This is a genomic window from Streptomyces canus, from assembly GCF_030815415.1.
GTDB lineage: Bacteria > Actinomycetota > Actinomycetes > Streptomycetales > Streptomycetaceae > Streptomyces > Streptomyces canus_F.
Genome location: NZ_JAUSWW010000001.1, coordinates 3,570,362 through 3,595,418 on the forward strand (window position 1 = coordinate 3,570,362; position 25,057 = coordinate 3,595,418).

Here is a 25,057-nt window from a genome sequence, read left to right on the forward strand (position 1 = left end):
AGGGTCCTTCCACTTTTCGGGTGTGAGGGAGAGCGGGCCCGGCCGTCGCTGTAGGAGGTGAGCGGTCGGGCCCGTGTGTTGAGGGTCAGTCCTGGCTTGCCGCACGTAGCCACACGATGTGTGTGCCTTGTGCGGCGGGAGCTGATCATGCGTGCCCCGGGCCGGATTCGATCCGGTGCCCTCACGGCATCAACACCGGGGCTGCATACCGCGTCGGCTACGCGGCTTGGGCGAGGGCGTAGACCGGGCCGTAGGCGGTCACCACCACCGGCACACCGTTGAAAGTGCCGTACGCCTTGAGCGTCTGAACGGTGGCCAGCGGCATGTGTTCGACGCCAGCGATGTCGACTCCCAGCGCCGTTCGCCATGCCTCGAAGTCGGCGAACGTGGTGTGCAGGTCGACGCTGATCCCCAGCGCGACCGTGTGGCGGGTGACCACCCTGCCGATCTCGACCGGGCCGGGCAGCGCGGGGAACGCGTCCGCCAGCGCGGCGATTGCCGTGATGACCGGGCGCAGTTCACCCAGGGTGGGAACGGGTGCTTTGCGGTTGCTGCTCACTGCGAATCTCCTGAGTGTCGAGGGGCAAGGGGCGGTGTCGGCGTGTGTGGTCACCACCAGCGGGATGCCTTCTTGGGCACGAGGTAGGGGCAGCCGTTGACCATGTGGTCCACGCACTGCGGGCAGTCCTGCCGGGGACCGAGGCGGCGGTGTGCGCGTCGGTCGTGGGCGTGCTGCCAGCACTGCGGGCACTCGCCCGCAGGCGTCTCCGTGCGGGCCATGGTCACCACCAACTCGATGACTTCTTGGCGGCCTTGGCGGTGGCGAAGTCGTTCACGACGCGCTGCCGCTCGTTCTGCAGCGCGGTCAGCTCCGCGGTGAGCCGGTTCATTACCGACTGCGTCAGCGCCTCCAGCTTGCGTTCCGCGCGGGCGGGGCTCTTGCCCCGCGCCACCTTCAGCGAGCCTCCGGCGAGAGCGGCCATGATCTGACGGCGCTCGGAGCCGGTCAGCGGCCACCACTCCTGCCTGCGAACAGCCTCGATCTTGCGCTGTACGAGCAGGATGTCGCGGTCCAGACGGCCGGTGTTGGGCTTGGCCATGGTCAACCCCTCCTCGGGTAGCTGTGGCCGGCGGGCGGATAGACGGGCACGGCCTTGTCGGTGAGCAGGCCCTCCATGACGACGGACTCGAAGTCCGCGTGCAGCTCGGTGGGCGGGTCGCAGTCGAAGGCAACGTCCGCGCGGTCGAGCAGGCGTTCCGTGCGGGCGGCGTCGTCGTTGTGGGACTCGTGTCGGATACGCATCAGGCCCCCTTGCTCGGCATGCCGTGATCGGCGGGGCGGGTGGTGTCGGGGTAGGCGCACAGCAGGCAGCAGCCGAGCGAGGTCGGCAGGCAGTAGCTGTAGGTGACCCGGCAGAGCGGGCAGGTACGGCGGGCCAGCATCGCCAGCGCGAGGGCTCCCCACTTGCGCGACGTCATCGGCCGCACCGGCAGCGCGAGGTCCTCGCGGTAGAGGTAGGCCACCTGCACCCCGGCCTTGCGGCCCCGGTGGCGGCGCATCACCTGCGCCGCCACCGGCTGACCGCCAGGGCGTAACCCGCGTGCCCGTAACTGCCGTCGGGTGGCGTAGCCGTCCGGCGCGAAGCGCCAGGGGAACGTGGGCACCCCGAACCGGATGCCGGCAGGGTCGTAGCACTTGCCATACGCGGCCATCAGGCCGCCTCCGCCGACACGTCAGGCTGTTCCGAATCGGTCACGGGGGTGTCGACCGCGTGCAGCGGACGGCCCTCAGCGCGCTCGTCCTTGAGGGTGTCGCGGAGCGTGCGGGCGTTGGCCTGCGAAACGTGCACGGCGGTGCGGATGCGGTCCGCGGTCAGCTCCGCGTCCGGCCAGTCGGCGGTGACCTTGCGCGCCTCGGTCAGCAGCTCCTCGAAGGTGCGCTGCGTCTTGGCCTTGGTCTTGGCGGGCCGCTTGCGCGGTGCTTGGGGCGGCTCGCTGTTCGTCTCCTGCGGAACCTGCGCAGGCTCCGGCTCGGGGGCGACCGGCACGGCCCCGGTGGGGGCGAGTTCGCCCATGCGCAGCATCACGCGCTCGCGCCGCGGAGTCTGCGAGCGCCACTTGCGGCCGTAGCGCTCGCGCAAGTCCGCGCGGGCCAGCTGCCGTTCCTTCTCCCGCGCCAGAGCCTCGCTGTAGGAGGTGATCTCCCACAGCGTCATGCGCCGCCACAACGCGAACGTGGACGGGAAGGCGAGCAGCCAGCGGGAGAACCGGATCTTCTCCATCCGGCGGCCGGTCACCGCGCCGATGCGGACGGCGTAGATGTGCGCGCCGATCTCGGAGAACACGACCCACAGCAGCGGCATCGTGCCGTGCGCGACCTTGGCCCACATGCCCTGGCCTGCGGCGACGTTCAGCCCGCAGGTGATCAGGGTGAGGGCCCAGGGCACGAACCGCACCCAGGCCAGCGCCATGTCCATGCGGATCAGCAGCAGGTTGGCCACCGTGAACACCGGAATGGCCACGTCGATACCGACCGGCAGCATCCACGGAGCGGAGAACCCCCAGCGCAGCGCGGCAGCCGACACAGCGTCGAACGACGAGATCAGACCAAGCGCGCCGACACCGGCCGCGGCGAGCGCGCCGATTCCGGCGAGGCCCATTTCCGGGCGGGTCAGCGGCGGCACGGCCGGGTGTTCCACGGCGGTGATGGTCTCGGCGGTGGCCATCACTGCTCACCCGCCTCGGACGCCCGAAGCTGCGCGTCCATCAGCTCTGCCTGCACGTCGGTGACCTGGCCGTCGAGGATGCGCTGATAGACAGCCTCGCTCTCCAGGAACATGCGGTCCTCGAAGTTCGTGCCCTCGCTCATGCCGCCGCTCCCTTCCGGGAAGCCCGGCGCCGCCCGGCCGGGCGGGGCAGCGGGACGACGTTGAACAGCCCCGGGGCGTGCACCTCGATCACCTCGGCGGCGATGCGGGCCACGTCGTCCGGGAGCTCCGGGTTGTCGGCGAGGATGTCGCGCGCGGCGTCCAGCCGGGCCGCCTGCTCTTCGCTGGTCTCGCCCTCTTCTCCGAGCCACAGCTCAACCGGGGTGCCAAGGGCCAGTTCGATGAAGTCATTGACGGAGACGGCCTGATGACCGCCGATGTAGGCACGCATGCAGCGCTCCTGATGTCGAAGGGACAGGGAGATGCCGGGCGGTCGTGGCCTGGTGGTGAGAGGCGACCACTCGGGATGTGCAGCCCCAAGCCGCATCGGCGGCAGGGCAGCGCCCCGGAGGCAGATTCGATCTGCCGCCATCACGGCTATCCGGGGCCGCAGCGCCAGAGCTGCGAGAGATTGGGTTGCGCTGTACCTCACGCGGGACAGGTCCCGCGTGGCCGCCTACTTGGCCGAGGAGAGGCGGCATGATCCCCATTCAGTTGTCAAAGGCCAGACGCTCCCGACGGGTGCGGTAACCCCTGGAAGGGGCTCCCGTTTTCACGGGACCCGGCGGCACGCATTTAGATTGACCTAGGTCAATCTGACTGTCAAGGGGTTCGAGCGAAGAGCAGAGATTGACCTAGGTCCGGCTACTCTCGAACCCATGGAGCAGAGCCCAGATGCGCCCAAGCAGACGCCCACGGCCAAGGAGATCGCTGCGGAGTTCCGCGGAAAGATCACGAGCCCGAACCGCGAGTACGATCCGGGAGACCAGCTCCCTGCGGCTCGCAAGCTCGCCAAGGACCTTGGCGTGCAGCTCATGACCGTGCAGAGCGCATACGGCCAGCTCCGCGACGAAGGACTGGTTCTCACCCAACAGGGCCGCGGGACGTTCGTCCGCGACCCCTCGGTGCCACTCGGCACCGAGCCGGGCAGTAGCCCCGCGTACACCGCCCTCGCGGCAGAGCTCAGTACGATTCATGACGCTCTTCGCCTGCTCGGCGAGCGACTAGACCGCCTTGAACAGCTTGTCGGCGACGGGACTCCACCCGCGCCGTGAGTTCGTCCGCACGTCGCAGCAGTCGTTCGACCGTCGCGCGCGCCTCGCCCAAACTCGCTTCGATCAAGGCAAGTTCTGTGGGAGTCAGACCTCCCAACCCGCTGCTTCGCTCATTGATCCCTGACATGGCAATGAGCATGAAGCCGGAAACGAAAGAGGACCCGGACAGTCTGTCCGGGTCCTCTTTCCTTGCAGGTCACGCGTGTCGACGAGCCGTCACCGAGTGGCTTCCTCCACAGCGTCGAGCACTGCGGCCCACGGGAGTTCGCGCCCCGCCGGCGCATCCCTCGGCTCGTACAGCGGCCAGACGTCCGGGCCGTAGACAACGAGCACTCCCCCGGCCCGAAGGGCATCGAGGTGACCTTGCCACGCGGGGTGTCGAGCGTGCGCCGCGTTCACCCGCGGGAAGACGACAACCGGCAGACCGAGGGTGCCGATAGCCTCGCCAACCTGGGTCAGGGCCTGGTTGTCCATCAGGCCAGTCGCGAGTTTGGCGACCATGTTGGCCGACGCGGGAGCGACCACGTAGCAATCAACAGGCGGATGCGGCCGGGCCTCACCAGGCAGGCGCGGTTCGTCACGCACGGGTAGACCGGTGAGCTTCTCGAGTCGCTCAACCTCCCCGCTCAACCGCAGCCACTGACCTGCGATCGGCGTCAGCGTGACGGCAACCTGCCAACCGCGATCCATCGCAGGTTCGACGAGACCGGTACGCAGCACCTCTACGCCTCCGGCCGCCGATCCGACGACCCCGAGCACCCCGCGCTTGCCTGAAGTCACTGCACCGCCCTGCACCGTTGCGCCATCACGAACACCTCGGACGAACTCGAACCGCCGGTCACGGGGGACTGCTTGATCAGATCCCGCAGCGTCTCACGTACCCTCGGATTGTTGCGTACGAGCTGCGGCGACGTGCGCTCAGCCGTACGCAGCTCCGCGAACGCTTCGTCCCCCTGGCCGGCGAGCGACAGAGCGCGCGCGTAGTCGATCCGATGCGAGACGCTGCGCTCCTGCGGCATATGGTCGACGTTGATCCGGCCGTGTTCCACCACGTACGAGACGTTGTCTAGGTCCAGCTCAATGGACAGGCGATGGAGCAGAACGTTCGTCGGCCCGAATCCGGTCTGCCAGTAGTTCTCATCCGACCCGAGGTCGTTCGCAAGCTCTTCGGCACGGTCCAATAGCCCCGTGGCAGTGGGCCGGTCCTGATGCCGCGCTGCCGCGACTGCCGCACGCAGGTGGATCATCCCCAAGAGGCTGAGCGCCGCCGGATCATGCTCGGTCACCTGAGACGACAGCCAGGCGGCGGCCGTGTTGCCCAGTTCGAGGGCATCGTCGTAACGCCCGTTGGCGAGCAGGGCGTGTGTGCCGGACCGTGCCGCGGACGCCAGCACGAGTGGGTCGTCCGACTCGTCAGCGGCTCGCATCGCGCGCTCAGCAGCAAGCCATGAGATGTCCGATTCACCGATCTTCGCGAGCGTCGTTGCCGCGAGGTGGTGTGTCCGTGCCGATACAGCCCAGCAATCACCCCGGTCCTCACCGCGGCGCCCTGCTCGCTCCTCCAACTCCTGCGCCGTCTGAAGCAGAACGGGGAGCGCGGCGATGACGCTCCCGAGTCGTCCGCCCTGGTAGTCGTTCCATACCTGCTCCACACGCACGGCTGCAGGGGCAGGCGTCGGGAGCTGAGTCTCAGCGTCGGGACCGAAGAGCAGGCGCGACAGGCGACGCGGGCTCATGAGGGCGTCGCGCACGGCGGGGACGTCGTCCTGTTGCCGCTCGTCTTCCATAAGGACGGTCTGTCCGAGCAGGTCCCCGAGGGGCACGCGCAGAATGCGCGACAGCTCCGAGAGCATGTCGATCCGGGGCGGCTTCCGGCGCCCGGTCTCGATCTTCGCAAGCCAGTCAGTGCTACGACCGACCAGACCGGCCAACACCTCTTGCGTGTAGCCACGGCGCTTCCGGTAGAACGCGATGCGCTCGCCGATGCTGAGGTGATCTCCAAGACCACGCATGGGGTGCTGCCTCCTGAGACTGGTAGGGGCGAACTTCACGGTACCGAGGTGCGGGGCTTCGGGACATGTGGCCCGTACAGCGGACCACCACAAACAAAGATGAGGCAGGGCCAGTGGGCCGTCCCGGACAAACTGTCCGGGTCGCACTCTTCCCTCGGTAGGCGCCTGCTGATTTGCTCCGGCGCCCCCCCCGTGCTGACCTGCGTGGAACCAGCCACAGTGCCGCGGATCCAGCTCAACCCCTGAGTCGTGGCAGGCGCCACATCCGTGATGGTCATGCCGCCCTTCAGCATTACCCACCGTTCATCTCGCCGATGACCGGTGTGGCCGATTTCCACACTTCCCATAGGCAAGAGGAACAGACCAGCATCGAATAGATCGAACGTCAATAGAGCCCCTATTCGGTCAAGCTCCATGGAAGCATCTCAACCGCATGATTACTGCACCCAAACCCCGCATGTAACTTGTACGATTCAACCGGCTAGACCATGACCACACGGGGGAGTGGGGTATGACGCATCCTGTTCAGTCCACGAGCGGCCCCACCGAACAGCTGCTAGAACACAAAACCGCAATCCTGGAACTGCAAGCGCAGATTCGAACAAGGAAACGTCAACTGCGTAGCCTGTGGGGCACTGGATTGACCACCGCGTTCGGGATTGTCGCGATTTACATTGCAACCGTGGCCACTTGGCGAACGGTGGACATCGGTAAGGTCAACAGGATTGCCATCCCAATGACCATCGTGTGCGGAATTATCTTTTGGGTCCTCGTCCAAATGGAAGAAAACCGCAGCGAACGTAGGTCTGTTCGTCGGTTGGAACTAGAACTAGAGATAGCCGAAGAGCGCAGGATACTTCAAGCCAAGCAACTCGACTTCCCGGTTGATCACCGCCAGTTCTCCTATAAAGACTCACTACCCCGGGAACTCGACCAACTTCGCGCCGAAGGCCAGCATTACAGGCGCATCCACAACACGTTTCAGTCCATCATCATCATCGGATCACTCGGCACAACCACGGCGGCTAGTTTGGCCGATACACCTTCCTACCTGAAGTGGGTCACGGTCGGCCTGAGTTTCGCAGTTGGGGTTTCCGCAGGATTCACCGGCTACTTCAAGTACCGCGAGCGAAGCTTCTATCTCCAACAGACGGCAGATGCCATTGAACAACACGCAAACGCCTTCGAACTGGGGATTCCTCCGTATACCGGCACCGGAGAAGACAACTTGGCAAAGTTGACCAAGGAAGTCGAGAATCTTCGCGTTGAACAGCGCAAGAGGGAGCAACAACTCGACCAGCCCCACGAAGGACGAGATGGCACGGTCTAGGTCGGCAGGCTGCTACAGATCAGGGGTTCAACCTGATGCAACTCGCTACTAAGCGCTGGCTCTTGTCCCCGATTACACAATGGCGCGCTCGCAGGCTCACACACAAGCACAGGGCGGGAATGGCTGTCGAGACAGCATGGGTTCTCGTTCGACTGAGACGAAATCCGGCAGAGGCAGAATACGCTCTCGCGGAAAGCGGCCTACCCATCAGCAATGATCCAGGTCTTCACTTCGACGATTGGTCATCACTGCCGTTGGAAGAAAAGGACCGGCGCTGCGCCTGGATCAGGAAGCATGGGCGGTCCCCCTTCCAACAACTCGGGATCAGTGAGCAGTTCCTCTTGCAGGCAGGTATCAAGGTGACGGATTGGGGCTCGCCACCCGATGGGGTGGGCAGGGGCAAGTGATCAGTTGGCCTTGCAGACGGTGTCCCAGGTGTCCGACTGTCCCGTTAGAGCTCTGACCTGCACAAATAGGTGGGACAGCGAGATTCGCCAGTGTCCCACCTGTCCGACCTGAGTACAGCGCTGCAACACCCCGGGTGTTGCAGCCCCTCACGTCGTCGGCTCCCGTCGGGCCTCAGCAGCCGGAAGTGATCCTGCCCCTCCCCTGCGTGCGTGTGAGGGGCGTGTGAGGGAGACGAGATCGCGCAGCCCACACGGCTCCCGCGCAGGTCAGGGCCGTAATTGCGCATGTCATTAGCATGCTCTCCGGAGCCGTGTGCGCAGGTTCGAATCCTGCCGGGGGCACCCTGTATGAGGTGCCCAGAGACCCCGTAACCAGCAGTGATGCTGAGTGCGGGGTCTTCGCGTGTGTGCAGCCGTATGCCGCTCGAAGCGGGCGTATGTCGGGCCCTGTGGGCGAGGCGTGGACGGGATCTTGGTGCATTCCCGCAGGTGATGAGGCTCTCGCAGTCAAGCAGTGCCGAGCCAGCGCGCCAGCCGGGCCGAAGCGGTGGAGCAGAACCAGCGTGCCGACCGTGAACGGGAGCAGGAGCGCAATGATCAAGCGCAGCAGGCCAAGCGCGATCTCTATGCCCACCTGAACACCACAGCTCGCGCTTACCGGGTCGCAGCCCGAGACGCCGTCGAAGCTGCCCAACGCGGTGAAAGCGTCGACCCGGTGCTCCTCGACGCCGCCAAGGAGTCCTGGGCCGACCAGTACTCCCAGGCACAGATGGCACTGCCGAAGCATGTCCTGCAGGTCGCCTCGGCGCTCAACAGGGCGCTCGGATCGGGTACTCGGTCGTCAAGCAGTTGCCAAGCAGCGCCGATCTCGATGAGGCATACCAGCGAGCGAAGGCATGGTTCAGCGGCCCGCTGTCCGATGGCGTGTATCTCCTGCGGGTCACGCTGAGACACGACCTCGGAGTCGAGGTCGACCCTCACTTCCAGCAGACCCGCATGCAGATGCTCGCCGCTCTCAACCCCGCGCGGAACAACCTCGATCAACTGCTGTCCGCAGAACGGGCCCAGGCGGCCCAGCCTGATTGACGGACAACGCAAACGGCGACGCCCCTTGACGGGATGCCTTGGAATCAGCGAGCAGTTCCTCGTACGCGCAGGCCTCAGCGTCACGGACTGGGCGATCCACGAAACGAGATCCATGGGGCCTGAAGAGGCTTGTCCCATGCTGTCGACGCTCGGGGCGGCGGTGGTACCGCGCTGGTGATGCCGAGTGGTGATCGGCTCGTGTGCGACCGTGACCTTCCACACAGATCATCCACAGCTGCGGTCGGCAACTCAACCCTGACCGAGGCGAGTTGACGGCACGTCCGTTTCGCGGCCTGTTTGCGGAGTGCAAGAAGGCGGGCATGTTTCCCTTTCAACTATGGCCTTTCCGGCTTTCGTCCAGTTCACTCGGGACGGCCTGCCGCAAGGCAGTTCGGACCACAGGAAGCATGTACGGATATGTCCAAATCGTCCGAGAATCCCCAAGTGCCGATAAATCCCCACCCCGTTAGCGCCGCCGAGGTCATCCCGGGGGATCTCGTCGCCCTGGCGCCGGAGGATGTCGAGGCGCCTCGGTGGTACGTCGTCACGCACACGCTGCCCGAGTCGCCGGAGACGATCCGGCTGACGTTGCGGCCGCCGTTGGGCGGGGTGGACCGGGACGAGGTGCTCGGGCGGGAGCGGCCGGTGACCGTCGCCTGCCGGCGGATGGATGTCGCCGGGGTGCCCCGGCTCTCCACGCCCCCTCTCGACGACGTCGAGTTCCGGGACGAGGACCGGGTGGGGTCCCTGCGGGCCGTCGATCCGGGTGCGGTCGAGGTGACCTTCGTACGGCGGTGGGGGGCCTGGCATCGGGACCTCGACCACTGCGCCGAGTCGCCCGTGTCCGACCGTGACGTGCGGCGGTGGGCCGCCGACGCGGACCGGGAGGGGTTCGTCGTACGACATCACCCTCGGCCCGTGCGTGAGGCCGCCGCCTCCGGACCCCGGCGGGTCGTCGTCACCGGGCTCGGGGCCGTCACTCCGCTCGGTGTCGGGGTCGACGAGCTGTGGCGGGGGCTGCTCGACGGGCGGCACGGGATACGGGAGTTGGACGACGAGGAGTTCCGTGAGCTGCCGGTGCGGTTGGCCGGGACCGTGCCCGTCGATCCCGTCACGCTGCTGCCCCGCGCTGCCGCCCGGCGGATGAACCGTGCCGCCCAGTTCGCCGTGCTGGCCGCGCGGGAGGCCTGGGCGGATGCCGGGTTCGTGGACGGCGGGACGGTCGAGAGCGGACTCGACCCGGCTCGGGTGGGGGTGAGCCTCGGGGCGATTCTCGGGGACGCGTCCGTGCTCGTGGGCGGGGACCGGAAGCTGCGGGACAAGGGGCCTCGTGGGGTCTCACCGCTCACCACACCCATGACCGTGCCCTCGCAGGCCGCCTCCCAGGTCTCCCTCGACCTGCACATCACCGGCGAGGCACGGACCGTCACCAGCGCCTGCGCCTCCGGGACCGAGGCGATCGGGCAGGCCATCGACCGCATACGGTACGGCCGGGTCGACCTCGCTCTCGCGGGTGGCGCGGAGGCTGTCGTCACGCCGGCGATCATGGCCTCGTTCGCCTCCATGCGGGCGCTGTCCCAGGCGGGGCTGGCGGAGGGGTCGCCCTCGCGGCCGTTCGCCAAGGACCGGGACGGGTTCGTGAACGGGGAGGGCGCGGGGGTGCTCGTACTCGAGGCCGAGGAGCACGCCCGGGCCCGGGGTGCGCGGATCTACTGCGAGGCCGCCGGGTGGGGGCTCTCCGCCGACGCGCATCACATGGCCGCGCCCGATCCGTCCGGGAGCGGGGTCGCGCTGGCCGTGCGGCGGGCGGTGCGGGATGCGGGTGGGTACGTGGTGGACGTCGTCCATGTGAACGCGCATGCGACGGCGACCGTGGAGGGTGACCTTGCCGAGGCGGGTGCTCTGCGGGCCGTGCTGGGACGACGGTCGGTGCCGGTGACCGCGCTGAAGGGGCACCTCGGGCATCTGCAGGGGGCCGCGGGCGGGGTCGAGGCGATTGCCGCCGTGCTGACGTTGCATCACGGGGTGGTGCCGCCGACCGTGGGGTGCCGGGAGGTCGACGACGCGGTCGGGCTGGATGTGGTGCTCGGGGAGCCGCGGGAGTTGCCGGCCGACGGCGACCTGGCGCTCAGCAACTCGTTCGGGTTCGGGGGGCACAACGCGGTACTGGCCCTGCGGCGGCTCGGGCTCGCATAGTTCGGAGCGCCGGGCCGCGGTGTGGGAAGAGACAGCGGGGCTCGTCTCAGGCCGAGCGCTTGCGGGGTGTCGCCTTCTTCGCCGTCGTCTTCTTCGCCGACGCCGTGGATTTCGATGCCGTGGATCTCGACGCCGTGGACTTTGACGCCGTGGACTTCGACGCCGTCTTCTTCGTCGCCGTCGACTTCTTCGCCGAGGCCGCCGTCTTCTTCGCGGAAGCGGTCGTCTTCTTCGCAGCCGCGGTCGCAGCCGTCGACTTCTTGCCCCCCGCCTGCTTCGGCGTGGCGCGTGCCGACTTGCGCTGGGGCAGGCGGCGGACCTCCGCGGGCTCCTCGCCCCGGGACTCCTTCGCGTCGCGGACGCTCTTCTCCAGGGCGGCCATGAGGTCGAGGACCTTGCCGCCCTTCGCGGGTTCCGGAGCCTCGGGCACGGTCTCGCCGGCCGCCTTGGCGGCGACGACCTCCTCCAGGGCCTCGCGGTACTCGTCGTGGAGGTCGTCCAGGTCGATCTCGCCCAGGGTGTCCATCAGCGCGTCCGCGAGGTCCAGCTCCTTGTCGTTCACCGTGACCCTGGTGTCAGGCGCGAGTCCCTGCGGGGCCCGGACCTCGTCCGGCCACAGCAGCCCGTGCATGGCGATCGCGTCCTCCACCACCCGCAGCATGCCCAGGCGCTCCCTGCCCCGTAGCGCGAACTTGGCGATGGCGACCTTGTTGCTGCGCTTCAGCGCCTCCCGCAGCAGCGTGTACGGCTTCGCCGCCGGGGCGCCGCCCGCCGCGAGGTAGTACGCCGCGTCCATCTGGAGCGGGTCGATACGGTCGGCCGGTACGAAGGCGACGATCTCGATCGTCTTGGCCGTCGGGAGGGGGAGGTGGGCGAGATCGTCGTCGGTGATCGGGATGATCGTGCCGTCGGCGTCCTCGTAGCCCTTGCCGATCTCGGCCGAGCGGACCTCCTTCTCCTCCAGCTCGCAGACCTTGCGGTAGCGGATGCGGCCGCCGTCCTCCAGATGGATCTGACGGAAGGAGATCGAGTGGCTCTCGGTGGCGTTGACCAGCTTGATGGGGATGCTGACCAGGCCGAACGAGATGGCGCCGTTCCATATGGATCGCACGATCAGCACCTTTCCGGAACATAGAGGCCTTTAGGGTGTTATCCACCCATTCCGTGGGATTCTCATCGTATGACGCCGATCACCGAGGTGGACGGGCACCGGCTCGCGCTCAGCAATCTGGACAAGGTGCTGTATCCCGCGACCGGGTTCACCAAGGGCGAGGTGCTGCACTACTACGCGACCGCCGCCGACGTCCTGCTCCCCCATCTGCGGGACCGGCCGGTGTCCTTCCTGCGGTATCCGGACGGCCCGGACGGCCAGGTGTTCTTCGCCAAGAACGTGCCGCCGGGTACGCCCGACTGGGTCACCACGGCCGAGGTGCCCAGGTCGGAGGGGCCGGCGCGGATGGTGCTGGTCCAGGATCTGGCGAGCCTGATGTGGGCCGCGAACCTCGTCACGGAGTTCCATACGCACCAGTGGGTGATCCAGCGGCCCGACCGCGCCGACCGGATCGTCTTCGATCTCGACCCCGGCTCCCCGGCCACCGTCGTCGACTGCTGCGAGGTCGCGCTCTGGCTGCGGGAGCGGCTCGCCGAGGACGGGATCGAGGCGTACGCCAAGACGTCCGGGTCCAAGGGGCTGCATCTGCTGGCCGCCGTGCACTCCACCCCGTCCGAACGGGTGACCGAGTACGCCAAGGAACTGGCCGTCGCCGCTGAGCGGGCCCTCCCCCGCCTCGCCGTGCACCGGATGACCAAGAGCCTGCGGCCCGGAAAGGTCTTCGTCGACTGGAGCCAGAACGCGGCCCGGAAGACGACCGCCACGCCCTACACCCTGCGGGCCCGACAGGAGCCCACCGTCTCCGCTCCCGTCACCTGGGACGAGGTCGAGGAGTGCCGGTCGCCCGGGCAGCTCACCTTCCTCGCGACGGACATCGCCCCCCGCCTCCAGGACCACGGCGACCTGCTCGCCCCGCTCTTCGACAGCGCTGACGCCGCTCGGCTGCCCTCGCTTCGGTGACCGTCATCGCTTCAGGCCGTTGACGTGGTCACACCCGCGTCCAGGTGTGCCGGTCGCGTGCCATCGCGTGCAGGGCCTCCACGTCCGCCGGCTTGAGCATCCCGCCGAGCCGGGCCAGGCTCTCCACCTCCGTGTCCGCGATGATCCGGACCTCCCTCGGCGGGGCGGTGATCCGGACGTCCGTCGGGCCGACGAGGGCGAGGACGGGGTGGACCTCGGCGGTCAGGGCGTACGAGGCGCGGTCGGCGTCGGCGCGGACGCGGCGCAGCAGCGGACAGGCGTCGCGGCGGCCCAGGGTGACCATGGGGTCGGCGACCGTCACCCGTTGCTTGCGGGCGTACACCGAATGGATCGCGAAGAGGCCGCCGGGACCGATCGCCAGATGGTGGACGCGGTCGCCGCCGGGGAACGGGACCGAGTGCAGGACGTGCCAGCCCGCCCCGTCCAGCCGGTCCAGCGCCTCCCCCACCGCCTGCTCGGCCAGCAGTGCCCTGCGGCGCGGGTCCGCGCGCAGCCGGTGCGGTGGTCCCGGGTCGCGGTCGAGGGCGATCTGGGAGGGCCTCGCCGGGGCGGTTGGGCGCCAGGTCGTCGTCCGGGTGGAGGGTGAGCCGGGCGAGCTCCGCCGGTGTCGGCACCGGGGGCGGACCCACCGCCACCGGGCCCGTCAGGAAGGGCCCGAGGACTTCGAGTACGTCGTCCCTGCGGTCCTCGCTCAACAGGTTCACCCGGGCCGCCTCACGGTCGTACCAGGCGACGTTGCGCCCGTCCGTCAGGCACACGTAGAGCCGCTCCTGGCCGTGGCGCCAGGTCGGTATGACACGCAGTCCGCTCATGCGCCATCACCCCTTGACCATGGGAACAGGCGGGGTGCTCCAGGGGCAAGAAGGCGGTTACCTTTGGGAGTAGTTGGGTGGGGGAGTTGGGGAGGCATTGTTGCGTACCCGCAGGAAGCAGCCCGACGTACCGGCCCCGGACAGTCCATGGAACGAGATAGTGCCCGGCCTGTGGATGGGCGGGCACGAGTTCAGGGGGCACTCGGGGCAACCGGAATTCGCCGTCGTACGGGACGAGTTCGATCTCGTCCAGACCTTGCTGAGGCTGCCGGGGCACGGGCCCGACCCGGGAGTGGAACACCATGTCTGGCCGATTCCCGACGGGCCACTGGACGGAACCCAGCTCGCGGGCGTGATGCGCCTCGCGCAGGCCGCGAGCGACGCACTGGACGAGGGCCGCAAGGTCCTCGTCCGCTGTTATCACGGCTACAACCGCTCGGGACTGGTCATCGCACACACGCTGATCCGGAGCGGGCGCTCCGCGGAGGAGGCGATCCGGACGATCCGGGCCCGCCGCTCGCCGTGGGCGCTGCACAACGACCTGTTCGTCGACTATCTGCGGGCGGGGCTACCGACCGCGCGGCTGCTGGAGGAGCTGGCAGAGTAGGCCCACGCCCCGCCCCTCAGGTGCGCAAAAAGGACTTCCGTACGAATAAGGTGTACGGGCCGGTCACCACCCCACCGCCTGCCCGTCCCCGCCAGGAGCACAGTGCCACGCCCCGTCCGTTCCCTCGTCACCGCAGCCCTGGTGCTGGCCACCGCCGCGGGCTGCGGTGACGCGGGCGGACTGCACGGCGCGGGCCCCACCTCGACCGCGACCAGCCCGGCCCGGCTGTGGCCGAATCTGACCCCGGCCGCCAGTCCCGCCTGGAACTACGACGACGGCGAGTCCGAGGCCATGAAGGGCATCACCGCGCCGGGCGACGACGTCCGCGAGGTGGATCAGGTGGCCGTCGTGAAGGCGGAGATCGCCCAGCATCCCGACGAGTACTCCGGCGCGAAGGCGCCGTACCGCGAGACGGCCCGCCGCATGGCGTACTGCGGGAAGCAGCCGGCCGACAGCCGGTGCCCGCTGCTCAAGGCGTACTACCGCGACCTCACCGGCGACGGGCACGAGGATCTGACGCTGGGGTTCCGGCTGCTGCCGGGCCACCAGACGGCGGTGCGCGTCTACACCTTCGAGGGCGGCCGGCTGGTCCAGGTCATGGCCAACGAGGACGCCGTGAGCGGGGTCGAGCTGGCCGGGCGCTCGGTGATCATCCACGCGCCGTCCGACCTCGCGGACTACGAGTACCGCTTCCAGTGGACCTGGGATCCGGAGCAGCGCGTCATGCTGCTGACCCACGACGAGATGCTGCACATCGGCAAGAGCCCGTCCCCGTCGGTGAGCTCGCGGTGAGGGTCGCGCTCCCCCGGTGGGCCGGCACCCTCGCCGTGAAGGCCGCCGCCTTCATCACGGTGATGTGCTGTGCGCTCGCCGCGTTGCTCGGCGTCCTGGTGCATGTCTCGGTGACCAACCAGACCGTCGGCCAGGCCCGCGACCTCGCGCTCCAGCGACTCGAGGACGCGACCTCGGCCTACGAGGCCGGGGGCACCCCCGGACCCTTCGCGGGCGTCGATCCGCCGGGACTGCCGGGCTCCCTGCGGGACCTGGCCGTGGCGGGCGACCGCGGCACGATGGTCGCCACCCGGGACGGCGATCCCACGATGTGGGCTGCCGGCCCCCGCCGACGGGAACCGGGCCCTCGCGGTCCGCGTCGACTACCGCCAGCAGGCCCGCACCATCGCCGCCCTCGACCGGTCGATCCTGTGGTCCTCGGCACTGGCGATCGGGGCGACGCTGCTGGTGGGGGCGTTCGCGGTGACCCGGGTGACCCGGCGGCTGCACGCCACGGCCCGGGTGGCCCGGCGGATCAGCGCGGGTGACCTGGACGCACGGGTCGACGATCCCCGCACGAAGGATCCCTCGCGGCCCCAGGACGAGGTCGCCGCGGTCGCTTCGGCGCTGGACTCCATGGCGGCCTCGTTGCAGGGGAAGCTGCTGAGCGAGCAGCGGTTCACGGCGGACGTGGCGCATGAGCTGCGGACGCCGTTGACCGGGTTGCACGCGGCGGCGGAGCTGTTGCCTCCGGGGCGGCCGACGGAGTTGGTGCGGGACCGGGTGGGGGCGCTGCGGACGCTGACGGAGGATCTGCTGGAGATCTCGCGGCTGGACACCGGGCGGGAGCGGGTGGAGCTGGACACCGAGCCGTTGGGGGCGCTGGCCGAGCGGGTGGTGCGGGCGTCCGGGACGGACACCGAGGTCGTCGTCGTACGGGATGTTTCCGTGGAGACGGATCGGCGGCGGCTGGAGCGGGTGCTGGGGAATCTGGTGGCCAATGCGCATCGGCATGGGCGGGGGCCGGTGTCTCTGACAGTTGACGGGCCGGTTGTGATCGTTCGTGATCACGGGGACGGGTTTCCGGAGTATCTGGTCGAGCACGGGCCGCAGCGGTTTCGGACCGAGGGGGGTTCCAAGGGGCATGGGCTGGGGTTGACCATTGCGCTCGGGCAGGCGGAGGTGTTGGGGGCGCGGCTATCGTTTGCGAATGCGGCCGGTGGTGGGGCGGTTGCGACGTTGGCGCTGCGGTAGTTGGCGGTCCGACGGTTATCCGTGGCTGGTCGCGCCCACGCGGCGGAGCCGCATATCGGATACAGCCCCGCGCCCCTAGAGGGTTCTCCTATGGCCCAGCCTGAAAGGCGCCCCTCGGACACTCCTCCTAATGTGGCGGATAGTCAGCTTCGCCCCATACGTGGAGGTCTCCCCCATGTCCCTGCGTTCCCGTCTCTCCATAACCGTCATCGCCGGCGCCCTTGTCGCCGCGGCCGCCGTCACCCCCGCCGTCGCGAACGACGACTGGAACAACTCCCAAAGCGACTCCCAGAGCGACTCCCAGAGTGACTCCCACGGCGACTGGAACAACTCCCAAAGCGACTCCCAGAGTGACTCCCACGGCGACTGGAACAACTCCCAAAGCGACTCCCAGAGTGACTCCCGCGGCGAATGGAGCGAATCGCAAAGCGACTCCCGTGGCGACTGGGGTCAGCACCACCAGAGCAACCAGCGTCTCTACAAGGGCGTCGTGACGGCCAGTACGCTGCGGCTGCGCAGCAAGCCGACGACCGGGTCCCAGGTGATCCGCTACGCCTACCAGGGCGAGATCGTCTCCATCTTCTGCAAGACCGGCGGTCAGAACGTCGACGGCAACCACCTCTGGTACCTCCTCACGGACGGCACCTGGGCCTGGGGCGCCGCCCGGTACATCGACAACATCGGGCCCGCGCCACGCTGGTGCTGAGACTAGGAAGACAACCTGCACCATTTGGGTAAGTTCCGGACATGACCAAGGCCGGAACCACCGTGGCTCAAGCGGATCCCTCCGCTCCCGCTGTACGTCTCCCCCGGCGCCGTGGCATCGAACTCGCCCTCATCGTCGTCGCCGTACTGCTCTCCGTGTACGGCTACTGCGCTGTCGGCCTCGCCACCTACGGCACCGTCCCGCCCGGCGCCGCCGGCTACGGCGCCGGGCTCGGTGTGCTGGCGCTGGTCGCGCATCTCGTGGTGCGTTACCGGGCGCCGTACGCCGATCCGCTGCTTCTGCCCATCGGCGTCCTGCTCAACGGGCTCGGCCTGGTCCTCATCTACCGGCTCGACCTGGAGACGCCCGGCGACCGGGCGGCCCCCACCCAACTCGTGTGGTCCACGGTCGGCGTCGCCCTGTTCATCGTGACCGTGCTGCTGCTCCGCGACTATCGCGTGCTCCAGCGGTACGCGTACGTCTGCGTGGCGGCCGCCCTCGTGCTGCTCACCCTGCCGATCTTCTTCCCCTCCGTGAACGGGGCCCGGATCTGGATCCGGATCGCCGGATTCTCCATCCAGCCGGGCGAGTTCGCGAAGGTGCTCCTCGCGGTCTTCTTCGCGGCCTACCTCGCCGCCAACCGCAACGCGCTCGCGTACGCGGGGCGCCGGGTGTGGCGGCTCCAGCTGCCGACCGGGCGGGTGCTCGGGCCGATCGTGGCGATCTGGCTGCTGAGCGTGTGCGTGCTGGTGCTGGAACGGGACCTCGGGACCTCGCTGCTGTTCTTCGGACTGTTCGTGGTCCTGCTCTACGTCGCCACCGGGCGCACCGGCTGGATCGCCGTGGGCCTGCTGCTGGCCTCCCTCGGCGCGGTCGCCGTCGGATGGCTGGAGCCGCATGTGCACAGCAGGGTCGAGGACTGGCTGCATCCGTTCGCCTCGATCGAGGACGGCCAGGGGCCGAACCAGCTCGCGCAGTCCCTGTTCGCGTTCGCCGCCGGTGGCATGCTCGGCACCGGGCTGGGGCTCGGCCACTCGATCCTCATCGGGTTCGCGGCGAAGTCGGACTTCATCCTGGCCACGGCGGGCGAGGAGTTGGGCCTGGCCGGACTGTCGGCGATCTTCCTGCTCTACGCCCTGCTGGTGGAGCGCGGGATCCGGGCCGGGCTGGCGTTGCGCGATCCCTTCGGGCGGCTGCTCGCCGTCGGGCTCGCCTCGATCGTGGCGTTGCAGGTGTTCGTCATCGCCGGCGGGGTGACCGGGCTGATTCCGCTGACCGGGATGGCGATGCCGTTCCTGGCGCAGGGTGGCTCGTCGGTCGTCACCAACTGGGCGATCGTGGCGCTGCTGATCCGGGTGAGCGACTCGGCCCGCAGCCAGTACGACGGGGAGGTGGCCCCATGACCCGGGACAAGACCCGGCACATGACCCGCTACATCCGGCACGCGGCCTGCTTCTGTGCCCTGCTGCTCGCGGCGCTGCTCGTCAACGCCACCCGCGTCCAGGTCTTCGAGGCCCGGTCCTACGACGACAACCCCGCCAACCGCCGTTCCACCATCGCCCGTTACGGTCAGCCGCGCGGCGACATCCTGGTCGGCGGAGAGCCGGTCACCGGTTCCCAGGACACGGACGGGCGGCTGCGCTTCGAACGGACGTATCCGAAGGGCCCGTTGTACGCACCGGTCACCGGGTTCGCCTCGCAGATCTACGGCACGACGTTCCTGGAGCACACCGAGGACGGCATCCTGTCCGGGACCGACCCGATGCTCTCGGGGTTCCCGCTGTGGAACGACTTCACCCGCGCCCAGAGCCCCGGCGGGCACGTGGTCACCACGATCAACGGGGCCGCCCAGGAGGCCGCTTACGCGGGGCTCGCCGGACGGAAGGGCGCGGTGGCGGCCGTCGAGCCGTCGAGCGGGCGGATTCTGGCGCTGGTGTCGAGCCCGTCGTACGACCCCGGAGTGCTGTCGGGGAACGGCGCGGCCGTGGAGCGGTCCTGGGCGGGGCTGAACGAGGACCCGGACAAGCCGATGCTCAACCGGGCGATCCGGCAGACCTATCCGCCGGGTTCGACCTTCAAGGTGGTGACCGCGGCGGCCGCGCTGGACGCGGGGGTGGTGACGGACGTGGAGAAGCCGACCCACTCGCCGGACCCCTATCGTCTGCCGGGCACCTCGACCTCGCTGGTGAACGAGGCGACGGGCTGCGAGAACGCCTCGGTGCACGCGGCCTTCGTGTGGTCGTGCAACACGGTGTTCGCCAAGCTGGGGGTGCGGGTCGGGGTGGCGGACATGGCGGCCACGGCGGCGGGGTTCGGCTTCAACGACCAGGGGCTCGGCATCCCGTTCTCCGTCGCCGAGAGCACCTTCGACGTCTCCGTCGACAAGGCGCAGCTCGCGCTGTCGTCGATCGGGCAGTACAACACGCGGGCCACACCGCTGCAGATGGCGATGGTGTCGGCGGCTGTCGCGAACGGGGGTCAGGTGCGGCCGCCGTATCTGGTGGAGCGTACGACCCGTTCGGGCGGCGCCACCGTGGCGACGTCCGGCTCCCGGCCGGTACGGCAGGCGATGTACCCGTCGACCGCGGTACGTCTGAAGGAGCTGATGGAGGACGTGGTGCGGGAGGGCACCGGCATCAACGCCGCGATCCCCGGCGCGCGGGTCGGCGGCAAGACCGGCACTGCGCAGCACGGGATCGGCAACTCCGGGACGCCGTACGCCTGGTTCATCTCCTGGGCGCAGGGCGAGCGGGACATGGAACCGAATGTCGCGGTCGCCGTGGTGGTGGAGGACGCGGAGGCGGACCGGGGGGAGATCAGCGGGGGCGGGGACGCGGCGCCGATCGCCCGGGCGGTGATGGATGCGGTGCTCAACTCGTAGGGCGGCGGCAGCTGTTCACGTGGTGAGACGGGGTCTGTACTTCCGGCGGAGGGCCGACCTACCGTTCGGTACATGACTTCAGCCGTCGCTTACGAACTCGCCCAGGTCAATATCTCCCGCCTCAAGTTCCCGCTGGATTCACCCGAGTTGAAGGACTTCGTCGACGCGCTCGACCCGGTCAACGCCTCCGCGGAGGCAGCCGACGGCTACGTCTGGCGCCTGCAGTCCGAGGGGGGCGACGCGACCGACATCAAGGTCTTCGGCGACGACTGGCTGATCATCAATCTGACGGTGTGGCGGGACACCGACGCCCTGACGGCCTTCATGTACCAGGGGCAGCACCGCGAGATGCTGGCCCGGCGCCGCGAGTGGTTCGAGAAGGTCGAGGAGGCGATGACGGCCCTGTGGTGGGTCCCGGCCGGCCATCGCCCGACGGTCGCGGAGGCCGAGGCCCGCCTTCTGCACCTCCGGGCGAACGGCCCGACACCCTACGCCTTCACGCTGCGGACGTCGTTCCCGGCCCAGGGTGCGGAGCCGGTGTCGGTCGCGGTGCCGGAGGATCTGGGCTGCGGGGTCTAGTGCCGCGGCAGGCAACGTTTGCCCCGTCGCGACGCCCGGCACGCACTCTCGCCGCACCGGCCGAAAGCCCAAGTACGTCCAGTACGAGGGCTTCCGGCCGGCACGCCGAGAGCACGCACCGGACGCCGCTCCTTGACGGGCAAACGTTGCCTGCCGCGGCACTAGCCGGTTCCGCCGGGTACCGCCTCCCGTCGTCGCAGCCACCCCTCCGGCACGTCCTCCACGCCTGTGCGGGCGGCGACGATGCCGCCCGTGATGGCGCAGGTGGTGTCGACGTCGCCGAAGCCCTCGGCGGTGGACCAGAGGGCGGAGACGAGGTCGTCGGGGTGGCGGGCGGCGGTCCAGAGGGCGAAGGGGACGGTGTCGTCGGCGCGGATCCGCTGTCCGTTGCCGAGGAGGTCGGAGGCTTTCCAGGGTTCGGTGGAGAAGGGGACCTCCGCGGCCCGGACCAAACCTTCCTGCACCGCACTCCGGGGCGTCAGCGCCGCCACCGCGTCCAGTGTCAGCTCGTGCCCGGCAGACAGCGCCGCGGCCACCGCCACGGCGACCGCACCCGCGACCCCTTCCGGATGGGCGTGCGTGACCTCGGCCGACAGGGTGGCCTGCTCGACCACCCGGGACAGATCGGTGTGGAACCACGCGCCCAAGGGCGCCACCCGCATCGCCGAGCCATTGCCGAGGCTGCCCTCGCCGCCGAAGAGCTCCCGGGCGAACTCGGGCCAGCGGCCGGGCTCGTGGAGGAGACGGGGCAGCAACTGGTGCATGCCATGGCCGTACCCGCGGGCGGGATCCGCGTCGTAGCCGAGCGCGAAGGCCTGGGCCAGCTCGGTCTGGCGTACCTCGCCGAACTCGTCGAGCACCCGGAAGATCCCGAGCGCCATGGCCGTGTCGTCGGTCCAGTGCCACTCGGGCTCCTGCGGCACACGACGGTCACGGACCTCGTTGTACGCCTGCCGGGGCTCGCGGAAGAGCGGGAACCACCGCTCACCGAACGCGTCGCCGAGGGCGAGGCCCTCCAGGCTGCGCCGCGCGGCGACACGGTCCGAGACGATGGTCACTCATTGGCCCCCAGTTCGATCGACTGCCGCACTTCAGCGACGCGTTCATGCTCCTCCGCCGCGAACCGTTCCGCATCCAGTTTCTCGGCGATCTCCTCGTCCTGGGCCATCAGCAGATCGAGGTTGGAGTCCCCCATCTCGAAGACCCCCATGTCGACATAGGCCTGCTGGAGCCGTTTGCCCCACAGTCCGATGTCCTTGACGCACGGCACGATGCGCGAGAACAGCAACTGCCGGAACAGGGCGAGGAATTCGGACTTCTCACTGTACTCCTCGGCCTCGGCGGTCGGGATGCCGAAGTTCTCCAGGACCTCGACGCCCCGCAGCCGGTCGCGCATCAGATAGCAGCCCTCGATGACGAACTCCTCCCGCTCACGGAGTTCGGCATCGCTGAGCTGCTTGTAGTAGTCCCGCAGCGCCATCCGCCCGAAGGCCACGTGCCGGGCCTCGTCCTGCATCACGTAGGCGAGGATCTGTTTCGGCAGCGGCTTGTCGGTCGTGTCGCGGATCATCCCGAAGGCGGCGAGGGCGAGCCCCTCGATGAGGACCTGCATCCCCAGATAGGGCATGTCCCACCGGCTGTCCCGCAGGGTGTCGCCCAGCAGGGACTGGAGGTTGTCGTTGACCGGGTAGAGCATCCCGATCTTCTCGTGCAGGAACCGGCCGTAGATCTCCGCGTGCCGGGCCTCGTCCATCACCTGGGTCGCCGAGTAGAGCTTGGCGTCGAGATCGGGAACGGACTCGACGATCCGCGCGGCGCACACCATCGCGCCCTGCTCACCGTGCAGGAACTGGCTGAACTGCCAGGAGGCGTAGTGCCGCCGCAGCTCCCCCTTGTCCTTCTCCGTCAGCTTCGCCCAGTGCTTGGTGCCGTACAGGGACATGGACTCGTCGGGCGTGCCGAGCGGGTCGTCCGGATCGACCTCCAGCTCCCAGTCGATGCGCTTCTGCCCGTCCCACTGCTTGTCCTTGCCCTTCTGGTAGAGGGCGAGCAGACGGTCCCGTCCGTCGTCGTACTCCCAGCTGAAACGCGCCGCGCCGGTGGCCGGCACCTGCCAGTGGGGATCTCCCGGATCTGTGGCGTACAGGTCGAAAGTCGGCATGTCCCGCAGGCTCACACGCGGTAGACGCGGGGTCAACAAGTCGCGCGCGAGGGATTGACGAGCTTGCTGACAAGCAGTCTCATAAGGGCATGACGACGTTGACGGACGCCGACGCGCTCGCGGGGCTGCGCGATGCGCTCGGCCTGCTCAAGGACCGGGAGCAGGTGGCCCAGCGGCTCCTCGACTCCTCCGCGAAGCACTCCTTCGACCCGGACAAGGAACTGGACTGGGAGGCGCCCTTCGAGGAGGGCAAGTGGTTCTGGCCGCCGGAACTGGTCTCCCTCTACGACACCCCGATGTGGAAACGGATGAGCGAGGAGCAGCGGATCCTGCTCTCCCAGCACGAGGCGGCGGCGCTCGCCTCGCTGGGCATCTGGTTCGAGATCATCCTGATGCAGCTGCTCGTCCGGCACATCTACGACAAGGCGGCGACGAGTGCGCATGTGCGCTACGCGCTGACCGAGATCGAGGACGAGTGCCGGCACTCGAAGATGTTCGCCCGCCTGATCTCGCGCGGCGGCACCCCCTGGTACCCGGTCAGCCGGGCCCATCAGAACCTGGGCCGCCTCTTCAAGACCATCTCCACCACCCCCGGCTCCTTCACGGCGACGCTGCTCGGCGAGGAGGTCCTCGACTGGATGCAGCGGCTGACGTTCCCCGACGAGCGGGTGCAGCCCCTGGTCCGGGGCGTGACCCGCATCCACGTCGTGGAGGAGGCCCGCCATGTCCGCTACGCCCGTGAGGAACTGCGCCGCCAGATGATGACGGCGCCTCGGTGGTCGCAGGAGTTCACGCGGGTCACCTCCGGTGAGTTCGCGCGCGTCTTCTCCGTGGCCTTCGTCAACCCCGAGGTCTACACGAACGTAGGCCTGGACCGCCGGGAGGCCATGGCGCAGGTGAAGGCGAGCGGCCACCGCCGGGAGGTCATGCAGACGGGTGCGAAGAAGCTGACGGACTTCCTGGACGACATCGGGGTACTGCGGGGTGTCGGGCGACGGCTGTGGAGGGCTTCGGGGCTGTTGGCTTGATGGTCGCCTGCCGGCCGGTGGGGGCTGGTCGCGCAGTTCCCCGCGCCCCTGAGGTGGGTGCAGTCAACGCATGCCCAGCAGTACCCACCCAGGGGCGCGGAGAACTGCGCGACCAGCCACGACGCGCCCGCAGACGCCCGACTACGCTGCACCCATGACCCCTGCCGCGCCCGCCTATCGCCGCCTGAGTGTCGAGGAGCGCCGCACCCAGCTCCTCGACGCCGCCCTCGGCCTCTTCGCGCACCGCGCACCTGAGGACGTGTCTCTCGACGACGTGGCGGAGGCGGCCGGAGTCTCCCGCCCCCTGGTGTACCGGTACTTCCCCGGCGGCAAGCAGCAGTTGTACGAGGCCGCTCTCCGATCCGCCGCCGATGAACTCCAGCAGTGCTTCGACGAGCCCCGCGAGGGCCCGCTCCTCATCCGTCTCTCCCGTGCCCTGGACCGCTACCTCGCCTTCGTCGACCAGCACGACGCCGGGTTCAGCGCCCTGCTCCAGGGCGGCAGCGTGGTGGAGACGTCCCGCACGACGGCCATCGTGGACGGCGTACGCCGGGCCGCGGCCGAGCACATCCTCAGCCACCTCGGGGTCACCGAGCCCGGCCTCCGGCTCCGCATGACCGTACGCATGTGGATCACCGCGGTGGAGGCGGCGTCCCTGATCTGGCTCGACGAGGGCAAGCAGCCTCCCCTCGACGAGCTCCGCGACTGGCTGGTCGAGCAGTTCGTCGCCGTACTCACCGTCACCGCCGCCCGCGACCCGCAGACGGCGACGCTGGCGCAGGCCCTCACGTCGCCTATCTGAGACTGGTCCCGTGAAGAGCGAAGACACCCCCTTCGAGGGCGGGCCGATGGACGGCCGCGTACTGCCCGTCCTCCTGGGCCCCACCGGCCACCCGCCCAAGCAGTACCGCATCCCGGTCCCGGACGCCGCCGGCGGCTCGCCCACCGTGCTGGTCTACCGCCGTGTCCCCCGGGGCCAGAGCAAGCGGCTCGGCCTCCCGCAGGGGTGGAAGTACGAGTACGAGCCCGAGGGCACACCCTCCCGGCTGCGCTGGCCATGGTCGAAACCCGCCACCAAGCCCGACGCCACGCCGGGCGGCAAGCGGGAGGACACCGACGGGTGACGTGATTGGGCCGAACCGCGCACGCTCGA

The 25,057-nt window shown here is 68.9% G+C and carries 28 protein-coding genes and 2 pseudogenes; 16 read left to right on the top strand and 14 right to left on the bottom strand.

From position 1 onward, the window contains the following. Positions 1 to 217: 217 nt before the first annotated feature. From QF037_RS16245 to QF037_RS16280, 8 genes are read right to left on the bottom strand one after another with little or no spacing between them, the layout of a single operon-like run. Positions 218 to 559 carry a hypothetical protein gene (locus QF037_RS16245; RefSeq protein ID WP_307025869.1) on the bottom strand — a complete coding sequence of 114 codons (342 nt, stop codon included), beginning with the start codon at positions 557 to 559 and terminating at the stop codon, positions 218 to 220. A 50-nt stretch (positions 560 to 609) separates the two neighbouring features. Further along, positions 610 to 780, bottom strand: a complete 171-nt coding sequence (locus QF037_RS16250) for a pRL2-8 (protein WP_307025871.1) — start codon at positions 778 to 780, stop codon at positions 610 to 612. 2 nt (positions 781 to 782) lie between these two features. Further along, entirely contained in the window at positions 783 to 1,100 is a 318-nt protein-coding gene (locus QF037_RS16255; RefSeq protein WP_307025873.1) for a hypothetical protein, read from the bottom strand. 2 nt (positions 1,101 to 1,102) lie between these two features. Further along, positions 1,103 to 1,303, bottom strand: coding sequence for a hypothetical protein (locus QF037_RS16260; protein ID WP_307025875.1), 201 nt, complete (start codon positions 1,301 to 1,303; stop codon positions 1,103 to 1,105). After that, entirely contained in the window at positions 1,303 to 1,713 is a 411-nt protein-coding gene (locus QF037_RS16265; protein ID WP_307025878.1) for an RRQRL motif-containing zinc-binding protein, read from the bottom strand. Before QF037_RS16265 ends, QF037_RS16260 begins: the two co-directional genes overlap by 1 nt. Continuing rightward, positions 1,713 to 2,726 (bottom strand): DUF2637 domain-containing protein, encoded by a 1,014-nt coding sequence (locus tag QF037_RS16270; RefSeq protein WP_307025880.1) that lies wholly within the window; start codon positions 2,724 to 2,726, stop codon positions 1,713 to 1,715. The genes QF037_RS16265 and QF037_RS16270 overlap by 1 nt, the downstream gene beginning before the upstream one ends. After that, complete coding sequence (locus tag QF037_RS16275; RefSeq protein ID WP_159038130.1) at positions 2,726 to 2,869, bottom strand: hypothetical protein; 144 nt, start codon at positions 2,867 to 2,869, stop codon at positions 2,726 to 2,728. The genes QF037_RS16270 and QF037_RS16275 overlap by 1 nt, the downstream gene beginning before the upstream one ends. Continuing rightward, positions 2,866 to 3,159, bottom strand: coding sequence for a hypothetical protein (locus tag QF037_RS16280; protein WP_307025882.1), 294 nt, complete (start codon positions 3,157 to 3,159; stop codon positions 2,866 to 2,868). Before QF037_RS16280 ends, QF037_RS16275 begins: the two co-directional genes overlap by 4 nt. A 427-nt stretch (positions 3,160 to 3,586) precedes the next feature. Between QF037_RS16280 and QF037_RS16285 the strand changes: the two genes are divergently transcribed. After that, positions 3,587 to 3,982: a GntR family transcriptional regulator gene (locus QF037_RS16285; protein WP_307025884.1), complete on the top strand. Its 396-nt coding sequence runs from the start codon at positions 3,587 to 3,589 to the stop codon at positions 3,980 to 3,982. 216 nt (positions 3,983 to 4,198) lie between these two features. On the opposite strand, the gene QF037_RS16290 is transcribed toward QF037_RS16285, so the two are convergent. Further along, positions 4,199 to 4,762, bottom strand: coding sequence for a flavoprotein (locus QF037_RS16290; protein WP_307025886.1), 564 nt, complete (start codon positions 4,760 to 4,762; stop codon positions 4,199 to 4,201). Next, the gene (locus QF037_RS16295) at positions 4,759 to 5,994 is read right to left on the bottom strand and encodes a helix-turn-helix domain-containing protein (RefSeq protein WP_307025888.1); all 1,236 of its coding nucleotides are present in this window, start codon (positions 5,992 to 5,994) and stop codon (positions 4,759 to 4,761) included. The genes QF037_RS16290 and QF037_RS16295 overlap by 4 nt, the downstream gene beginning before the upstream one ends. A 511-nt stretch (positions 5,995 to 6,505) precedes the next feature. Between QF037_RS16295 and QF037_RS16300 the strand changes: the two genes are divergently transcribed. The 4 genes from QF037_RS16300 to QF037_RS16315 all read left to right on the top strand — a co-directional run bounded on the left by QF037_RS16300 (position 6,506) and on the right by QF037_RS16315 (position 11,013). After that, positions 6,506 to 7,324 carry a DUF4231 domain-containing protein gene (locus QF037_RS16300; RefSeq protein ID WP_307025890.1) on the top strand — a complete coding sequence of 273 codons (819 nt, stop codon included), beginning with the start codon at positions 6,506 to 6,508 and terminating at the stop codon, positions 7,322 to 7,324. A 921-nt stretch (positions 7,325 to 8,245) separates the two neighbouring features. Next, on the top strand, positions 8,246 to 8,680 hold the full coding sequence (locus tag QF037_RS16305; protein ID WP_307025892.1) for a hypothetical protein: 435 nt from the start codon (positions 8,246 to 8,248) through the stop codon (positions 8,678 to 8,680). Further along, positions 8,656 to 8,817 carry a hypothetical protein gene (locus QF037_RS16310; protein WP_307025894.1) on the top strand — a complete coding sequence of 54 codons (162 nt, stop codon included), beginning with the start codon at positions 8,656 to 8,658 and terminating at the stop codon, positions 8,815 to 8,817. Before QF037_RS16305 ends, QF037_RS16310 begins: the two co-directional genes overlap by 25 nt. A gap of 417 nt (positions 8,818 to 9,234) precedes the next feature. After that, positions 9,235 to 11,013, top strand: a complete 1,779-nt coding sequence (locus tag QF037_RS16315) for a beta-ketoacyl-[acyl-carrier-protein] synthase family protein (protein ID WP_307025895.1) — start codon at positions 9,235 to 9,237, stop codon at positions 11,011 to 11,013. A 46-nt stretch (positions 11,014 to 11,059) separates the two neighbouring features. Here QF037_RS16315 and ku read toward each other — a convergent pair whose 3' ends face one another. Beyond that, entirely contained in the window at positions 11,060 to 12,124 is a 1,065-nt protein-coding gene (gene ku / locus QF037_RS16320; RefSeq protein WP_444972114.1) for a non-homologous end joining protein Ku, read from the bottom strand. Positions 12,125 to 12,193: 69 nt separating this feature from the next. Between ku and ligD the strand changes: the two genes are divergently transcribed. Then, a complete protein-coding gene (gene ligD, locus QF037_RS16325) occupies positions 12,194 to 13,084 on the top strand; it encodes a non-homologous end-joining DNA ligase (RefSeq protein WP_307025899.1) in 891 nt (296 codons plus the stop codon). A 28-nt stretch (positions 13,085 to 13,112) separates the two neighbouring features. On the opposite strand, the pseudogene QF037_RS16330 reads toward ligD, so the two are convergent. Further along, positions 13,113 to 13,917 (bottom strand): annotated as a pseudogene (locus QF037_RS16330) (nuclease-related domain-containing protein). Positions 13,918 to 14,017: 100 nt separating this feature from the next. On the opposite strand from QF037_RS16330, the gene QF037_RS16335 reads away from it, so the two are divergent. From QF037_RS16335 to QF037_RS16365, 7 genes and pseudogenes are all read left to right on the top strand, one after another. Continuing rightward, the gene (locus QF037_RS16335; protein WP_307025901.1) at positions 14,018 to 14,524 is read left to right on the top strand and encodes a protein-tyrosine phosphatase family protein; all 507 of its coding nucleotides are present in this window, start codon (positions 14,018 to 14,020) and stop codon (positions 14,522 to 14,524) included. A 102-nt stretch (positions 14,525 to 14,626) separates the two neighbouring features. Continuing rightward, positions 14,627 to 15,316, top strand: a complete 690-nt coding sequence (locus tag QF037_RS16340; protein ID WP_307025903.1) for a hypothetical protein — start codon at positions 14,627 to 14,629, stop codon at positions 15,314 to 15,316. Further along, positions 15,313 to 16,549: pseudogene (locus QF037_RS16345) on the top strand (ATP-binding protein). The gene QF037_RS16340 and the pseudogene QF037_RS16345 overlap by 4 nt, the downstream one beginning before the upstream one ends. Positions 16,550 to 16,724: 175 nt before the next feature. Further along, a complete protein-coding gene (locus tag QF037_RS16350) occupies positions 16,725 to 17,255 on the top strand; it encodes an SH3 domain-containing protein (RefSeq protein ID WP_307025905.1) in 531 nt (176 codons plus the stop codon). 41 nt (positions 17,256 to 17,296) lie between these two features. After that, the gene (locus QF037_RS16355) at positions 17,297 to 18,658 is read left to right on the top strand and encodes an FtsW/RodA/SpoVE family cell cycle protein (RefSeq protein WP_307025907.1); all 1,362 of its coding nucleotides are present in this window, start codon (positions 17,297 to 17,299) and stop codon (positions 18,656 to 18,658) included. A gap of 20 nt (positions 18,659 to 18,678) precedes the next feature. Continuing rightward, positions 18,679 to 20,136, top strand: a complete 1,458-nt coding sequence (locus QF037_RS16360) for a penicillin-binding transpeptidase domain-containing protein (protein WP_307037195.1) — start codon at positions 18,679 to 18,681, stop codon at positions 20,134 to 20,136. A 72-nt stretch (positions 20,137 to 20,208) separates the two neighbouring features. Beyond that, positions 20,209 to 20,715 carry a DUF3291 domain-containing protein gene (locus QF037_RS16365; RefSeq protein WP_307025909.1) on the top strand — a complete coding sequence of 169 codons (507 nt, stop codon included), beginning with the start codon at positions 20,209 to 20,211 and terminating at the stop codon, positions 20,713 to 20,715. A gap of 161 nt (positions 20,716 to 20,876) precedes the next feature. Here the strand turns inward: QF037_RS16365 and QF037_RS16370 are convergent, their stop codons facing one another. Beyond that, positions 20,877 to 21,773: an ADP-ribosylglycohydrolase family protein gene (locus tag QF037_RS16370; RefSeq protein WP_307025910.1), complete on the bottom strand. Its 897-nt coding sequence runs from the start codon at positions 21,771 to 21,773 to the stop codon at positions 20,877 to 20,879. Then, positions 21,770 to 22,876 (bottom strand): ferritin-like domain-containing protein, encoded by a 1,107-nt coding sequence (locus tag QF037_RS16375; RefSeq protein ID WP_307025912.1) that lies wholly within the window; start codon positions 22,874 to 22,876, stop codon positions 21,770 to 21,772. The genes QF037_RS16370 and QF037_RS16375 overlap by 4 nt, the downstream gene beginning before the upstream one ends. Before the next feature lie 89 nt (positions 22,877 to 22,965). On the opposite strand from QF037_RS16375, the gene QF037_RS16380 reads away from it, so the two are divergent. The 3 genes from QF037_RS16380 to QF037_RS16390 all read left to right on the top strand — a co-directional run bounded on the left by QF037_RS16380 (position 22,966) and on the right by QF037_RS16390 (position 25,028). After that, the gene (locus QF037_RS16380; RefSeq protein WP_307025914.1) at positions 22,966 to 23,904 is read left to right on the top strand and encodes an AurF N-oxygenase family protein; all 939 of its coding nucleotides are present in this window, start codon (positions 22,966 to 22,968) and stop codon (positions 23,902 to 23,904) included. A 154-nt stretch (positions 23,905 to 24,058) separates the two neighbouring features. After that, positions 24,059 to 24,706, top strand: a complete 648-nt coding sequence (locus tag QF037_RS16385; protein WP_307025916.1) for a TetR/AcrR family transcriptional regulator — start codon at positions 24,059 to 24,061, stop codon at positions 24,704 to 24,706. 10 nt (positions 24,707 to 24,716) lie between these two features. Beyond that, entirely contained in the window at positions 24,717 to 25,028 is a 312-nt protein-coding gene (locus tag QF037_RS16390; protein ID WP_307025918.1) for a hypothetical protein, read from the top strand. Positions 25,029 to 25,057 lie beyond the last annotated feature (29 nt).

Excerpts from the sequence above, each read along its gene's own strand:
- QF037_RS16275 (WP_159038130.1), bottom strand. The coding sequence starts at position 2,869 with ATGAGCGAGGGCACGAACTTCGAGGACCGCATGTTCCTGGAGAGCGAG.
- QF037_RS16380 (WP_307025914.1), top strand. The coding sequence starts at position 22,966 with ATGACGACGTTGACGGACGCCGACGCGCTCGCGGGGCTGCGCGATGCG.
- ligD (WP_307025899.1), top strand. The coding sequence starts at position 12,194 with ATGACGCCGATCACCGAGGTGGACGGGCACCGGCTCGCGCTCAGCAAT.
- QF037_RS16250 (WP_307025871.1), bottom strand. The coding sequence starts at position 780 with ATGGCCCGCACGGAGACGCCTGCGGGCGAGTGCCCGCAGTGCTGGCAG.
- QF037_RS16315 (WP_307025895.1), top strand. The coding sequence starts at position 9,235 with ATGTCCAAATCGTCCGAGAATCCCCAAGTGCCGATAAATCCCCACCCC.
- QF037_RS16385 (WP_307025916.1), top strand. The coding sequence starts at position 24,059 with ATGACCCCTGCCGCGCCCGCCTATCGCCGCCTGAGTGTCGAGGAGCGC.
- QF037_RS16355 (WP_307025907.1), top strand. The coding sequence starts at position 17,297 with ATGACCAAGGCCGGAACCACCGTGGCTCAAGCGGATCCCTCCGCTCCC.
- QF037_RS16270 (WP_307025880.1), bottom strand. The coding sequence starts at position 2,726 with ATGGCCACCGCCGAGACCATCACCGCCGTGGAACACCCGGCCGTGCCG.
- QF037_RS16360 (WP_307037195.1), top strand. The coding sequence starts at position 18,679 with ATGACCCGCTACATCCGGCACGCGGCCTGCTTCTGTGCCCTGCTGCTC.
- QF037_RS16300 (WP_307025890.1), top strand. The coding sequence starts at position 6,506 with ATGACGCATCCTGTTCAGTCCACGAGCGGCCCCACCGAACAGCTGCTA.
- QF037_RS16285 (WP_307025884.1), top strand. The coding sequence starts at position 3,587 with ATGGAGCAGAGCCCAGATGCGCCCAAGCAGACGCCCACGGCCAAGGAG.
- QF037_RS16260 (WP_307025875.1), bottom strand. The coding sequence starts at position 1,303 with ATGCGTATCCGACACGAGTCCCACAACGACGACGCCGCCCGCACGGAA.
- QF037_RS16295 (WP_307025888.1), bottom strand. The coding sequence starts at position 5,994 with ATGCGTGGTCTTGGAGATCACCTCAGCATCGGCGAGCGCATCGCGTTC.
- QF037_RS16265 (WP_307025878.1), bottom strand. The coding sequence starts at position 1,713 with ATGGCCGCGTATGGCAAGTGCTACGACCCTGCCGGCATCCGGTTCGGG.
- QF037_RS16280 (WP_307025882.1), bottom strand. The coding sequence starts at position 3,159 with ATGCGTGCCTACATCGGCGGTCATCAGGCCGTCTCCGTCAATGACTTC.
- QF037_RS16375 (WP_307025912.1), bottom strand. The coding sequence starts at position 22,876 with ATGCCGACTTTCGACCTGTACGCCACAGATCCGGGAGATCCCCACTGG.
- QF037_RS16350 (WP_307025905.1), top strand. The coding sequence starts at position 16,725 with ATGTCCCTGCGTTCCCGTCTCTCCATAACCGTCATCGCCGGCGCCCTT.
- QF037_RS16255 (WP_307025873.1), bottom strand. The coding sequence starts at position 1,100 with ATGGCCAAGCCCAACACCGGCCGTCTGGACCGCGACATCCTGCTCGTA.
- QF037_RS16365 (WP_307025909.1), top strand. The coding sequence starts at position 20,209 with ATGACTTCAGCCGTCGCTTACGAACTCGCCCAGGTCAATATCTCCCGC.